Genomic DNA, 14,063 nt, shown 5'->3' on the forward strand with positions numbered 1-14,063 from the left:
CGGGCACGCTGTTGGGTATCTGAAGGTACGGCCGTAAAGGTCGTCCTTCGGTTGCCGGCCCCAGTGCACTCGTTCTTCGGAACGGGGTGATGGGTGGCTGGTCGTTGTTTGAGAACTGCACAGTGGACGCGAGCATCTGTGGCCAAGTTTTTAAGGGCGCACGGTGGATGCCTTGGCACTAGGAACCGATGAAGGACGTGGGAGGCCACGATAGTCCCCGGGGAGCTGTCAACCAAGCTTTGATCCGGGGGTTTCCGAATGGGGAAACCCGGCAGTCGTCATGGGCTGTCACCCGCTGCTGAACACATAGGCAGTGTGGAGGGAACGAGGGGAAGTGAAACATCTCAGTACCCTCAGGAAGAGAAAACAACCGTGATTCCGGGAGTAGTGGCGAGCGAAACTGGATCAGGCCAAACCGTATGCGTGTGATACCCGGCAGGGGTTGCGCATGCGGGGTTGTGGGATCTCTTTTTCATGGTCTGCCGGCCATGAGACGAGTCAGAAACCGTTGATGTAGGCGAAGGACATGCGAAAGGTCCGGCGTAGAGGGTAAGACCCCCGTAGCTGAAACATCAACGGCTCGTTTAAGAGACACCCAAGTAGCACGGGGCCCGAGAAATCCCGTGTGAATCTGGCGGGACCACCCGTTAAGCCTAAATATTCCCTAGTGACCGATAGCGGATAGTACCGTGAGGGAATGGTGAAAAGTACCGCGGGAGCGGAGTGAAATAGTACCTGAAACCGTGTGCCTACAAGCCGTGGGAGCGTCGCTGTATGTGCTTGCACATGCAGTCGTGACTGCGTGCCTTTTGAAGAATGAGCCTGCGAGTTTGCGGTGTGTTGCGAGGTTAACCCGTGTGGGGAAGCCGTAGCGAAAGCGAGTCCGAATAGGGCGATTTAGTAGCGCGCTCAAGACCCGAAGCGGAGTGATCTAGCCATGGGCAGGTTGAAGCGGAGGTAAGACTTCGTGGAGGACCGAACCCACCAGGGTTGAAAACCTGGGGGATGACCTGTGGTTAGGGGTGAAAGGCCAATCAAACTCCGTGATAGCTGGTTCTCCCCGAAATGCATTTAGGTGCAGCGTCGTGTGTTTCTTGCCGGAGGTAGAGCACTGGATAGGCGATGGGCCCTACCGGGTTACTGACCTTAGCCAAACTCCGAATGCCGGTAAGTGAGAGCACGGCAGTGAGACTGTGGGGGATAAGCTCCATGGTCGAGAGGGAAACAGCCCAGAGCATCGACTAAGGCCCCTAAGCGTACGCTAAGTGGGAAAGGATGTGGAGTCGCAGAGACAACCAGGAGGTTGGCTTAGAAGCAGCCACCCTTGAAAGAGTGCGTAATAGCTCACTGGTCAAGTGATTCCGCGCCGACAATGTAGCGGGGCTCAAGCGTACCGCCGAAGTCGTGTCATTCCAGCATGTACCCCCAACGGGGGCTGGGATGGGTAGGGGAGCGTCGTGTGCCGGGTGAAGCAGCCGCGGAAGCGAGTTGTGGACGGTTCACGAGTGAGAATGCAGGCATGAGTAGCGATACACACGTGAGAAACGTGTGCGCCGATTGACTAAGGGTTCCTGGGTCAAGCTGATCTGCCCAGGGTAAGTCGGGACCTAAGGCGAGGCCGACAGGCGTAGTCGATGGACAACCGGTTGATATTCCGGTACCCGCTTTGAAACGCCCAGTACTGAATCAGGCGATGCTAAGTCCGTGAAGCCGGCCCGATCTCTTCGGAGTTGAGGGTAGTGGTGGAGCCGATGAACCAGACTTGTAGTAGGTAAGCGATGGGGTGACGCAGGAAGGTAGTCCAGCCCGGGCGGTGGTAGTCCCGGGGTAAGGGTGTAGGCCGTGTGGTAGGTAAATCCGTCACACATTAAGGCTGAGACCTGATGCCGAGCCGATTGTGGTGAAGTGGATGATCCTATGCTGTCGAGAAAAGCCTCTAGCGAGTTTCATGGCGGCCCGTACCCTAAACCGACTCAGGTGGTCAGGTAGAGAATACCGAGGCGTTCGGGTGAACTATGGTTAAGGAACTCGGCAAAATGCCCCCGTAACTTCGGGAGAAGGGGGGCCATCACTGGTGATCCGATTTACTCGGTGAGCTGGGGGTGGCCGCAGAGACCAGCGAGAAGCGACTGTTTACTAAAAACACAGGTCCGTGCGAAGCCGTAAGGCGATGTATACGGACTGACGCCTGCCCGGTGCTGGAACGTTAAGGGGACCGGTTAGCTGACTTTCGGGTCGGCGAAGCTGAGAACTTAAGCGCCAGTAAACGGCGGTGGTAACTATAACCATCCTAAGGTAGCGAAATTCCTTGTCGGGTAAGTTCCGACCTGCACGAATGGCGTAACGACTTCTCGACTGTCTCAACCATAGGCCCGGTGAAATTGCACTACGAGTAAAGATGCTCGTTTCGCGCAGCAGGACGGAAAGACCCCGGGACCTTTACTATAGTTTGATATTGGTGTTCGGTTCGGCTTGTGTAGGATAGGTGGGAGACTTTGAAGCGGCCACGCCAGTGGTTGTGGAGTCGTCGTTGAAATACCACTCTGGTCGTGCTGGATGTCTAACCTGGGTCCGTGATCCGGATCAGGGACAGTGTCTGATGGGTAGTTTAACTGGGGCGGTTGCCTCCTAAAGAGTAACGGAGGCGCCCAAAGGTTCCCTCAGCCTGGTTGGCAATCAGGTGTTGAGTGTAAGTGCACAAGGGAGCTTGACTGTGAGACCGACGGGTCGAGCAGGGACGAAAGTCGGGACTAGTGATCCGGCAGTGGCTTGTGGAAGCGCTGTCGCTCAACGGATAAAAGGTACCCCGGGGATAACAGGCTGATCTTCCCCAAGAGTCCATATCGACGGGATGGTTTGGCACCTCGATGTCGGCTCGTCGCATCCTGGGGCTGGAGTCGGTCCCAAGGGTTGGGCTGTTCGCCCATTAAAGCGGTACGCGAGCTGGGTTTAGAACGTCGTGAGACAGTTCGGTCCCTATCCGCTGTGCGCGTAGGAATATTGAGAAGGGCTGTCCCTAGTACGAGAGGACCGGGACGGACGAACCTCTGGTGTGCCAGTTGTCCTGCCAAGGGCATGGCTGGTTGGCTACGTTCGGAAAGGATAACCGCTGAAAGCATCTAAGCGGGAAGCCTGCTTCGAGATGAGTATTCCCACCCTCTTGAGGGGTTAAGGCTCCCAGTAGACGACTGGGTTGATAGGCCAGATGTGGAAGCCCGGTAACGGGTGGAGCTGACTGGTACTAATAGGCCGAGGGCTTGTCCTCAGTTGCTCGCGTCCACTGTGTTAGTTCTGAAATAACGAACGGCCGTGTTTTTATCCGGTGTTGGTTAATTTCATAGTGTTTCGGTGGTCATTGCGTTAGGGAAACGCCCGGTTACATTCCGAACCCGGAAGCTAAGCCTTTCAGCGCCGATGGTACTGCAGGGGGGACCCTGTGGGAGAGTAGGACGCCGCCGAACAATCATTGTTGAAAAGCCCCGTGCCCTTGTGGCACGGGGCTTTTCTGCGTTTACGAGCTCTTACCGCGGCTCCGCCGAATGTCCCAGGGCACAGCGGTGTACTTTCCCGGGGCGAATCGCTCGACCGCATCAACGATCAGGTCGCGGTGAGCCGGCCTCCGGCGGCGCCAGAAGGTGTTTCCGAGCGCGTAGTAGGGCACAGGAATCGACTGTCCGCCGGCAGCGTTCAGCTTCCCCGAGCGGGAGTCCGCCTTCACCACCAGCACCAGAACCGCCCCCTTCGGGGTGAACTGAACCTTGTCGACTTCACCCCACGGCACGCTCTCTGTACCGCCGGGCCGCACCTTGGTGATGCCCGTTGAATCGATGCGCAGGGCCGGATGCCGCCACGCGACCGCGAACAGGGGCAGGCACACCACTCCTAGGACCACTGGTAGTCCCGCATATCCGGCGACGTCCGGCGAGCGCACGATTTCCATGCCGTCACCGGCGACCAGCGCGCCGACCACGTAGAACACCAGGACCTCGAGGATCACCAGGCCGAGCATCGCCGTGAGGATGATGCAGAGGTAGGTCATGGAGCGGCGGGCCCGCTCGGCGGGGAGCAACATCCCTTCACCGGCTGTAGGAGTGGGTGAGGGTATGGACATGATGGTTCCCTTCATCAGGTCTCGGGCGGCTGCGAGTCGCACGACTCCCCGGAGGGAGACTGCGGTTGAGCGAGCCATATGGACTGAGCCGTCCAGGCCGTCAGGGTCATGTCATCACGTGGGCTGGTCGGGCCGGTAACCGCACCTTCGCTCAGCCCGGAGTCACCAGGTGGGTGTCGTACGCCAGGATGACCGCCTGGACGCGGTCCCTGGTTCCGGTCTACGCCAGAATGCGTGAGACGTGTGTCTTCACGGTCGATTCGGCCACGTGGAGCCGTTCGGCGATCTCCGTATTGCTCCAGCCCGGCCGATGACGGTGAGGATCTCCCTCTCCCGGTCGGTGAGGTTCGCGATCCGTGCGTCGGGGGTGGCCGGCCCACCGGGGACGGCCGGCAAGTGTTGTGCGTACGCGTCCAGGAGACGGCGGGTCAGGCTCGGGGCGACCACCGCGTCGCCGCCGGCCACCGAGCGGATGCCGGAGAGGAGCTCCTCCGGCAGCGCGTCCTTGATCAGGAAGCCGCTGGCGCCGGCGCGCAGGCCGTCGTACGCGAAGCGGTCCAGGTCGAGTCGGGGTCGTCGCGCAGGACGCCCAGCAGGCGGCGGAGTTCCGCGAGGGCCTGGCGGCTGGTGGTGCCGATGGCTTCCAGTGCCTGGGCGGCCCGTTCCGGGCTCCTGGCCGCGGCGTAGGCGCCGCCGTCCGCGAGGCCCGTGATCACGGAGAGGTTGTGCCCGATGATGTCGTGCATCTCGCGGGCGATCCGGGTGCGTTCGGCGGCCGCGGCGAGCTGGGCCTGCTGGTCGCGTTCGCGTTCGAGCCGGTCGGCGCGGTCGACGAGGGCGGCGGTGTACTCCTTGCGCGTACGGACCACGATGCCGACCAGGGACGCGAACGCGAACGCGTACAGGTGGGGCAGGAGGAGCCGGTTCCAGTCGTCCGGGAAGCGGGCCGCGCCGATCAGGAGCGGGGCGAGCACGAGGGCGCCCGACCGGGCCAGGGCACGCAGCGGCAGCCGGAGCGCGATGCTGAAGACCACGATCTCCTGGAGGAAGGCTGCCTGGAGGACGGCCCCCGTCCATACGTTGACCAGGGAGAACGGGGCCATGAACACCAGCACGGCCAGCGGATGGCTGCGGCGCCACAGCAGCGGGGCGGAGAAGGCCACGCTCATCGTGAGCACCAGTGGCGCGGGGACGTCCGGGTCGACGGCCACCGTGCGCCAGCCCCCGGACGAGACGTCGACGACGGCGAAGAGCACCCAGAACGAGGTGAGCAGCCCGTCCCGGAGCAGCGGCCGGCGGCCGTCGAACGCGCGGACGCGGTGGAGCAGGCGCTGGATGTGTCCGGTGAGCGGGAGGGCGCCCGAGGTGTCCGATGCGGGCGGCGTCGGTGCCGCGGATCTCCAGCTCGTCGGCTTCCGTGCCGGGTGTGCCGGTGATGGTGATGCCCGGTCCGGTCAGGAGCCGGCGCAGGGCGGTGGCCTGCGGGGTGACGACCTTGACCGCGCCGCCGCCCGCCGTGGCGACGAAGTCGGCGACCGTGGTGTCGGCGAGGAGGCGGCCGCGTCCGATGATGACCAGATGGTCGGCGGTGAGGGCCATCTCGCTCATCAGGTGCGAGGAGACGAGGACCGTGCGGCCCTGAGCGGCCAGGGACCTGAGCAGGTTGCGGATCCACAGCACGCCCTCCGGGTCGAGGCCGTTGACCGGCTCGTCCAGGATCAGGGTGGCCGGGTCGCCGAGCAGGGCGGCGGCGATGCCGAGCCGCTGGTCCATGCCGAGCGAGAACCCCTTGACGCGCTTTCCGGCGACGGCGCTCAGCCCGGCCAGGCCGAGGACGTGTTCGACGCGGCTGCGCGGGATGCCGTGGGTGTGGGCGAGCGCCATCGTGTGGTGGAAGGCGGTCCGGCCGGGGTGGACGGAGCGGGCTTCCAGGAGGGCGCCGACTTCGGTGAGCGGTGCGCTGTGCGTGGCGTAGGCGCGGCCGCCGACCGTGGCGCGGCCGCGGGTGGGGGCGTCCAGGCCGAGGAGCATGCGCATGGTGGTGGATTTCCCGGCGCCGTTCGGGCCGAGGAAGCCGGTGACGGTGCCGGGCCGGACCGTGAAGTCGAGGTCCTGGACGACGGTGGTGTCTCCGTACCGTTTGGTGAGTTCGTATGCCCTGATCATGTGGCCGACGCTACGGAGCGGCCGGGCGCGGGGCGTCGGACCGGGGGCGGGTTGTCGCGGCGGGCGTAGTACCGGGGTACGACGCGGCGGACCCGGCGGGAATCACATTGCGCGGCTGCGGCAGTGCAGGTCAGGATCGGTGCATGGACTACGTGATACGGCCGGTACGCGCCGATGAGTGGCAGCAGGCCAAGGAACTCCGGCTGACCGCGTTGCAGGATCCGGCCGCTCCGGTGGCGTTCCTGGAGACGTACGAGAACTGCCTGGAGCGGACCGATGAGTTCTGGCGGGAGCGGACGACCGGTGCGTCGGAGGAGGGCGCCGGAGGGGTACGGCAGTTCATCGCCGAGGCGCCCGACGGCAGCTGGGCGGGCACGGTGAGTGTGCTGATCGAGCGGCCGGACGGGGGCGTGGTGTTCGGTGAGGGGGCCTCGGTCCACCAGGCCCATATGGTCGGGGTGTTCGTACGGCCCGAGGCGCGGGGCCGGGGGCTGATCGAGGAACTGTTCCGGGCCGGTATGGAGTGGGCCTGGTCGCTGGGCGAGCCGCTGATCGAGCGCGTACGGCTGTACGTCCACGAGGACAATCCGCGGGCTGCCGCCGCCTACCGCCGGATCGGGTTCACGCCGACCGGTGAGACCGTGCCGATGCCGGGCGACCCGACGTCGCGTGAGCTGGAGTTCGCGGTTCCGAGGCCGTAGGGGCCGGCCGGGCCCGGCCCGCAGGTCAGGGGGCGGTCGGGATCCGGAGCCGCTGGGACCAGCGGGCGCCGGCCTGTTCGGGGGAGCGGAGCAGGGCGACGGTGGGCAGGCCGCGCCGCTCACCGTTGGCCAGCAGGTCCGGCAGCCGGGGGAGCGGGGCCACCGCCGCCACGTCGTCGAGGACGAGTGTCATTGGTGGGTCGAGCCGGCCGTCGGATGACCGTGCGGCCATGCGGCGGCCGTGCTCGACCACGTCTGAGGCGAGCGCCGTGAGCAGGGGCATGGCCCCTGGGCCGGATCGGGGGTTCTCGATGGGTTCGCCCACCACATAAAGAGTGCCCCCCTCGGCCGCAAAAGATTCCAGCGCGAGCGCATCGGCTCGATTCGGTGTGCAGGCGTCCCGGATGTGGACCGAGGAGAGGGCGCCGAGCGCCCGTACGGTCAGTTCCTGTGCCATCTCGCGGCGTTCGGGATGGGCGGTGAGCGCGGACTCCAGAAGCCCGGCGATTCCGGGTGCGGCCTTGGGGTGGGTACGGAGCAGGCGCACCGGTTCGTGGGCGCTGCCGTTGAGGGCCCAGCGGTGGACCTGGCGGAAGGGGCGGCCGTCGATGGCGGCGGCGTGCAGCCAGCACTTCAGGAGGGTTTCGGCGGTGTCGGCCGTCGCCGTGTCGATACGGGTCTGCGGCCGGACCGGTGCGAGGAGTGCGGCGGACCGGGCGGCCGCCCGTTCGGGCTGCTCGCAGCCGGAGGTCGGGGACCAGTGGATGCGGGCCGGGGTGTCGCAGAGGTGGCCGGGGTCGTAGACGAGGACCGGGCCGAGCTTGGCGCGGGCGTCCTTGGTCTCGGCCCAGACGCTGGGGTCGGAGGTGACGACGAGCGCGGGTCCGCCGGCCTCGCGGATGGCCTGGACGGCGGTGGGCCGCCGGGTGGCGGCGGGGCCGAACACGAGGAGCGGGGTGCGCGGGGAGGGGACGGCGGACGGGACGGGGACGGAGGCGGGGGACGCGGTTACGGGAGGAGCGGTGCCGGGGGGAGCGGTGGTGCGGGCCGGCCCGGGGCCGCTCCCCGCCGGGGCCGGTACCGGGTTGCGCTCCAGGTCCTGCCGCGTGTCCTGTTCCGGGGCCGGCGTCGCGTCCCGATCCTTGTCCAGGGACCAGGGCTCGGGGGTGTGTTCCGTGGCGGTGGTGGCGGCGAGAGGGCTGGTGGTGGCCGGGGCGGGCTGCTGCGGTGCGGGTTCGGGGCCGTCGAGGGGCGACTCGTGCACGTACGTCTGCTCCTTGCCTCCCCTCTTCCGCTTCTTGCTCTCCCGCCGTTCCCTGCGCTCCTGCCGCACTCGCTGTTCCAGCAGTTCCCGCCGCTCCTGCCGTTCGGCGCGGCCGCGGGCCTGGACGGCTCGCCAGCGGGTGACGACGCCCATGACGAACACCGACAGCACCACGAGCACCATCAGTTCGCCGATGAGCAGGCCCCAGAACAGTCCGTACCCGGAGAGCTCGCCCGCAGGGGTGGACGGCCAGGCGGCCGGCAGGTCGTGCGGGGCCTCCAGCAGCCGGCGCAGGGCCAGCGGGGTCTCGACGAGGGTGACGCCGTCCGGCCAGCCGCCGTGGGCGAGGAGGCCGGCCAGTCCGGTGGCCGTCCAGGCCAGCAGGGTCAGCCCGAGCAGGAAGGCCAGCAGCCCGATCAGCAGTCCGTCGGGGATGCCGCCACTGCCGCCCCCGTTGCCACCGTTGTGTTCCTCGCCGCGCCCCGCCATGTCATGCCACCGTTGACTCGGACGACTCGTTCAGTCGTTGCTGGTTCTCGATCCTGGCCGCGCGCTGTTCCGCCTCGAGTTCGGCGGCGCGTACGTCCTCCGGGAGCAGGTCGGACGCGGACGACTCGGTCATGGCGCGGTCGGTGAAGACGAGGGGGCGTTCGGCCTCGGTGATCAGGTGTTTGACGACCTGTACGTTGCCGTTGACGTCCCAGACCGCGATGCCCGGGGTGAGCGTGGGGATGATCTCGACCGCCCATCGTGGCAGCCCGATGACCCGGCCGGTGGCTCTCGCCTCGTCGGCCTTCTGTGCGTAGATCGTGCGCGTCGAGGCCATCTTCAGGATGGCCGCCGCTTCCCGTGCCGCGGCTCCGTCGACCACGTCGCTCAGGTGGTGGACGACGGCGACGAACGACAGCCCGAGGCGCCGGCCGAACTTGAGCAGGCGCTGGAAGAGCTGGGCGACGAAGGGGGAGTTGATGATGTGCCAGGCCTCCTCCACCAGGAAGATGCGTTTCTTCCGGTCGGGCCTGATCCAGGTGTGCTCCAGCCAGACGCCGACGATCGCCATCAGGATCGGCATGGCGATCGAGTTGCGGTCGATGTGCGAGAGGTCGAAGACGATCAGTGGGGCGTCGAGGTCGATGCCTGCGGATGTCGGTCCGTCGAACATGCCGCGCAGGTCGCCGTCGACGAGCCGGTCGAGGACGAGGGCGACGTCCAGGCCCCAGGCCCGTACGTCGTCTATGTCGACGTTCATCGCCTCGGCGGATTCCGGTTCCGGGTGGCGGAGCTGGTCGACGATGTCCATCAGCACGGGCTGGCGGTCGGTCGTCGTCTCGTTCACATAGGCGTGCGCGACCTTCAGCGCGAAGCCGGAGCGCTCGTCGAGGCCGTGTCCCATGGCGACTTCGATGATGGTGCGGAGCAGGGCGAGCTGGCCGGTCGTGGTGATCGCGGGGTCGAGCGGGTTGAGGCGGATGCCGCCGTTGAGCGCGGAGGTCGGGTCGAGGCGGATGGGGGTCAGGCCCAGTTCCTGGGCGATGAGGTTCCATTCGCCGACGCCGTCCTCGCCCTGGGCGTCCAGGACGACGACCTGGCGGTCGCGGAAGCGGAGCTGGCGCAGCACGTACGTCTTCTCCAGCGCGGACTTGCCGTTCCCGGACTCGCCGAGGACCAGCCAGTGCGGGGCGGGGAGCTGTTGCCCGTAGAGCTGGAAGGGGTCGTAGATGTAGCCCTTGCCGGAGTAGACCTCGCGGCCGATGATCACGCCGGAGTCGCCGAGGCCGGGGGCGGCGGTGGGCAGGTAGACCGCCTGGGCCTGCCCGGTGGAGGTGCGGACGGGCAGCCTGGTCGTCTCCACCTTCCCGAAGAGGAAGGCGGTGAAGGCGTCCGACAACGCGGACAGCGGATCTCGCATGGCGTGACCGACCTCCCTTTCGTCTCTCTCGGTCGTGTGCGGCTAGCGGCGGATGCCGGTGGCGAACGGAAGGGTGTTCACGAACGCGCGGTGGTGCTCGCGGTCGCACCACTCCAGCTTCAGATAGGACTTCCCGGCCGAGGCCCGGATCGTCCGCTTGTCGCGGGCGAGTGATTCGGGCGAACGCGAGGACACGGTGATGTACCCCACGAGGTTCACTCCGGCCGCGCCGCTCGCGAGATCTTCACCCCGCTGGTCGAGCCTGCCGTGGGCGGCGATGTCGCGGGGGTCGACGGTCCGGTTCATCTTGGCCTGGCGGCTGGCCTCGGCCTCGTCGTTGGTCTTCTCGGTGAGCATCCGCTCGATGGCGATCTCGGTGGGTTCGAGGTCCATGGTGACCGCGACCGTACGGATCACGTCGGGTGTGTGGACGAGGAGCGGGGCGAGGAAGTTGACGCCGACGGGCGTCATCGGCCATTCCTTCACCCAGGCCGTGGAGTGGCACCAGGGTGCGCGGGTGGATGACTCACGGGTCTTGGCCTGGAGGAACGTCGGCTCGACCGCGTCCAGTTCGGCCGGCCACGCGTTGCGCTTCGTCATCGCCTGGATGTGGTCGATGGGGTGGTCGGGGTCGTACATCGAGTGGACGAGGGAGGCGAGGCGGCTCTGGCCGAGCGGCTGACGCACCCGGATGTCGGCCTCGGCGAGGCGGGCGCAGATGTCGGTGAGTTCGCGCGCCATGACGACGGCCAGGCCGGCGTCCCGGTCGAGCCTGCGTCCGGCTCCGGGGCGGGCGGCGCGGGCCATGGCGTTGGCCTCGGCGGCGAGCTCGCGGGTGAAGTGCATGCAGGCGACGAGGTAGGCGCGGTGCTGCTCGCTGGAGGTGGAGACCATCGACTGGAGCTGGTCGTAGGACTCCTGCAGCCAGCCCGGGGAGTTCTTGTCGCCGCGCTGGGCGACGTCCTTGGCGTGTGCGTCGGGGTCGGCGGGCAGGGTACGGGCCAGCATCTGGATGCGGGTCACGAACCCGTCGCCGTTCGCGACGTGCTTGAGCAGGGTGCCGAACCGGTCGACGAGCGCTTCCTGGTCCTCGCTGTCGCGCAGCCCGACGCCGGGCCCCTCGATCTCGATCGCCGCGGTGACGGTGCGGCGGTCGGCGTGCAGCAGTACGGCGATCTCGTCCGGCCCGAAGGGTGCGGCCAGCCAGTTGATCCGGCCGATGCCGGGGGGCGGCCCGATCTCGACCTCACGCCCGTCGGCGCTGACGCCCGCCTCGATGGCGAGGGAACGGTAGGCCGTGCCGCGGCGCAGGGAGCGCTTGTAGCTGCGGTTGATCTCGAACCACTTGTAGAAGGTCCGGTGCTTGTACGGGACGTAGACGATCGCCAGGGCGAGCAGCGGGAAGCCGGTGAGCAGCACGATCCGCAGGGAGAGGACCGGGACGAGCAGCCCGCTCATCATGCCGAGGAACGCGCCGCCGATGATCAGGGCGATCTCGCCGGTCTCGCGGTTCTTGCCGACGATCGCGTTCGGCCTGGCCCGGCCGATGAGATACGTACGGCGGGGCGTGATCGGATGGGACTGAGTGCTCAACGCCCGCCACCTCCTGTGCTCTTGTTACCTGAACTGCCTGATCCGCCGCGTGGGCCCCGGCTGCTGTGCGGGGTTCCGGAGGTGGGGCCCGAACCGCTGCGGGGCGAAGGTGCGGCGGAGGGGACAGATCCGCCGCCGACTCCGCTCCCGGAGTTGCGGGAGCTGTGGGCGGCGACTCCGCCGCTGACCGGGTTGGCGGGCCGCCCGCCGCCGCTGTTGTTGCCGCCGTCCTGGCCGCCGCCGCGGCTGCTGTGGGTCTTGATGCCCTGGGAGACGAGAGCGGCGGGCGAGCTGATCATCGCGGCGGCCTGGGAGCCGTCGGTGGCGTGCTTGCGGTTGGTACGGGCACCCTGGATCTCGTCGCCGAAGCCGGGGACGAAGCGGTAGATCATGCCGGAGGCGAAGATCGCCAGCAGGATGATGGAGAGCCCGGACACGACGGCGGAGAACGCGTCGGGCCCGTCGTCCGAGGACAGCGCCCCGGCCAGCCCGAGCACGATGACGATGACCGGCTTCACCATGATCACCGCGATCATGATGCCCGCCCAGCGCCGTACGTGCCCCCACATGTTCTTGTCGACGAGCCCCGCGTACACGGCGGTTCCGAGCAGGGCGCCCACGTAGAGCAGGGCGGCCCGGATCACGAGCTCCAGCCAGAGGATGCCGGCGGCGAGGATCGACACCAGCGAGACGACGATCAGCATGATCGGGCCGCCGCCGATGTCGGCGTCCTTCTTGAGCGCCTCGGCGAAGGACCCGAAGAAGACATCGGTCTGCCCGCCGGAGGACGAGGCGATGACCTCGGTGACGCCGTCGGTCGCGGAGACGATCGTGTAGAGGATCAGCGGTGTGAACGCGGACGCGAGCACGGTGAGCCACAGGAACCCGATGGCCTCGGAGATCGCCGTGGTGACCGGCACGCCGCGGATCGCCCGCTTGGCGACGGCGAGCAGCCACAGGACGAGCGTCAGCACGGTGGAGGCGGCGAAGACGATCGCGTACTGCTGGAGGAACCGGGTGTTGGTGAAGTCGACGTTCGCGGTGCTTTTGACGGCCTCGCTGAGCTTGCCCACGATCCACGCGGCGGCGTCGGCGCAGCCACGGCCGAGGGAGGTGAGGGGGTCGAGAGCGGGGTCGGTGCTGTTGGGGGGTTTGGATGCGGGGCTGGAGCTGCCGCCTTCGCAGTAGTCCTTGGCCGGGCCCACGATAAGGGAGCAGTTCCCATCTCCTGAGGGGGAGGGAGAGGGGCTCGGAGCAGCGGCGACACGGGTTGCAAGGATCACCAATGTTGCCTGGACACTCGCCAAGGTCGCACCCAGTTTGAGTGCGTGCCGTGAATTAGCGGGCATAGGTGAACCCTCCGTACTCCTCGACAGCCTTGGCGATCTCGTCGGCATTGGAGGCCGTACGGTCGGTATTGACCGGTGCCGGGCCGTCCTTCTGGGAGAAGCTGTCGACCTTCCAGTCGTTGCCCTCCCACTTGAGCTTGAGCGTCATGGTGAACCAGTCATTGCTCACGGGATTGGTGGAGCCGACACCGGCTGTGCCGAAGACTCCGGTGCACCACACCTCTACAGAGGTGGAAGAGCCTGAGAACTGGGTCACCTTGGTTCCGACGGGCGCAGTCCTCGAGACGTACGTCATGCCCTCAGCGGCATTACCGTTCTCGTCGAGACCAACCTTGTCGAGGAAGTCCTTGCTGTATGCCTGGTTGAACTTGGTCTCGAGTTCATCGACTCTGCCTGCGACGAAGACCTGTCGCACGATCTGTGCCCGCTGAGCCGGTTTGAGGATGTCTGCGGACACGAGCGCCACGGAGTAGTTCGCCGCCGCACTCTCCGCCCCCTGCTGGTCATGCGCGAACCCCGACGCGATCTCGCCGTTCTTCCCCGTCACCGGCTTCGTCCCAGTAGCCGCCGTCGGCGCCGCGTCCGCCTTCTTGCCGCCGCTTCCCGACGCGCCGCCGTCGCCCCCGTCGCCGCCGCCCATGTTCGCGAACGCGATAGCGCCCAGCAGCAGGACCACCACGCCGATGACCGTGATCAGGGAACGGGAGCTGCGGGCCGGGCGGCGGGGGCCGTAGCCGTCGCCGCCCTCGCCGTCGGGGAAGCGGGTCCGGGTCTGGCGCGTACCGCCGATGGTGCTGTAGCCGTCCTCGTCGCCGAGACTCATGCCGCGTACGCCCCCTCAACCGTTGCCTGAACCGCGTCGTAGTACGACGGTAGCCGTGCTGGTTTCCGCGCGGACGCGGTGTGGTGACTCGACATCAGGGGACGCAACCTCTGCCGGTGGGCACGACGGACGGATGGTGGGGAGGGG

Annotated in this window: 8 protein-coding genes, 2 rRNA genes and 2 pseudogenes; 3 read left to right on the forward strand and 9 right to left on the reverse strand. The window is 66.9% G+C overall.

Features of this window, described 5'->3' with window-relative positions; genetic code table 11:
* Positions 1-140 precede the first annotated feature (140 nt).
* Both OG782_RS19730 and rrf read left to right on the forward strand, forming a co-directional pair.
* Positions 141-3,265 (forward strand): 23S ribosomal RNA (locus OG782_RS19730).
* Between the two features lie 79 nt (positions 3,266-3,344).
* Positions 3,345-3,461, forward strand: a 5S ribosomal RNA gene (gene rrf / locus OG782_RS19735).
* A gap of 50 nt (positions 3,462-3,511) precedes the next feature.
* Here rrf and OG782_RS19740 read toward each other — a convergent pair.
* From OG782_RS19740 to OG782_RS19755, 4 genes and pseudogenes are all read right to left on the reverse strand, one after another.
* The gene (locus OG782_RS19740) at positions 3,512-4,072 is read right to left on the reverse strand and encodes a PH domain-containing protein (protein ID WP_406452743.1); all 561 of its coding nucleotides are present in this window, start codon (positions 4,070-4,072) and stop codon (positions 3,512-3,514) included.
* A 190-nt stretch (positions 4,073-4,262) separates the two neighbouring features.
* Positions 4,263-4,675: pseudogene (locus OG782_RS19745) on the reverse strand (LuxR C-terminal-related transcriptional regulator); the annotation flags it as partial.
* Complete coding sequence (locus OG782_RS19750; RefSeq protein WP_406459161.1) at positions 4,621-5,280, reverse strand: sensor histidine kinase; 660 nt, start codon at positions 5,278-5,280, stop codon at positions 4,621-4,623. The pseudogene OG782_RS19745 and the gene OG782_RS19750, both read right to left, overlap by 55 nt.
* Positions 5,281-5,479: 199 nt before the next feature.
* A pseudogene (locus OG782_RS19755) lies at positions 5,480-6,277 on the reverse strand (ATP-binding cassette domain-containing protein); the annotation flags it as partial.
* Between the two features lie 143 nt (positions 6,278-6,420).
* Between OG782_RS19755 and OG782_RS19760 the strand changes: the two are divergent.
* On the forward strand, positions 6,421-6,978 hold the full coding sequence (locus tag OG782_RS19760; protein WP_406452745.1) for a GNAT family N-acetyltransferase: 558 nt from the start codon (positions 6,421-6,423) through the stop codon (positions 6,976-6,978).
* Between the two features lie 25 nt (positions 6,979-7,003).
* On the opposite strand, the gene OG782_RS19765 is transcribed toward OG782_RS19760, so the two are convergent.
* The 5 genes from OG782_RS19765 to OG782_RS19785 are packed head-to-tail and all read right to left on the reverse strand — an operon-like array spanning position 7,004 to position 13,916.
* Positions 7,004-8,731, reverse strand: coding sequence for a type VI secretion protein (locus tag OG782_RS19765; RefSeq protein WP_406452747.1), 1,728 nt, complete (start codon positions 8,729-8,731; stop codon positions 7,004-7,006).
* A 1-nt stretch (position 8,732) separates the two neighbouring features.
* Positions 8,733-10,151, reverse strand: coding sequence for an ATP-binding protein (locus tag OG782_RS19770; protein ID WP_406452749.1), 1,419 nt, complete (start codon positions 10,149-10,151; stop codon positions 8,733-8,735).
* A gap of 42 nt (positions 10,152-10,193) precedes the next feature.
* Complete coding sequence (locus OG782_RS19775; protein ID WP_406452751.1) at positions 10,194-11,744, reverse strand: SCO6880 family protein; 1,551 nt, start codon at positions 11,742-11,744, stop codon at positions 10,194-10,196.
* Positions 11,741-13,093, reverse strand: a complete 1,353-nt coding sequence (locus OG782_RS19780; RefSeq protein WP_406452753.1) for a hypothetical protein — start codon at positions 13,091-13,093, stop codon at positions 11,741-11,743. The genes OG782_RS19775 and OG782_RS19780 overlap by 4 nt, the downstream gene beginning before the upstream one ends.
* The gene (locus tag OG782_RS19785; RefSeq protein WP_406452755.1) at positions 13,083-13,916 is read right to left on the reverse strand and encodes a hypothetical protein; all 834 of its coding nucleotides are present in this window, start codon (positions 13,914-13,916) and stop codon (positions 13,083-13,085) included. The genes OG782_RS19780 and OG782_RS19785 overlap by 11 nt, the downstream gene beginning before the upstream one ends.
* Positions 13,917-14,063: the final 147 nt, after the last annotated feature.

Origin of the sequence: Streptomyces sp. NBC_00876 (assembly GCF_045207435.1) — a bacterium.
GTDB lineage: Bacteria > Actinomycetota > Actinomycetes > Streptomycetales > Streptomycetaceae > Streptomyces.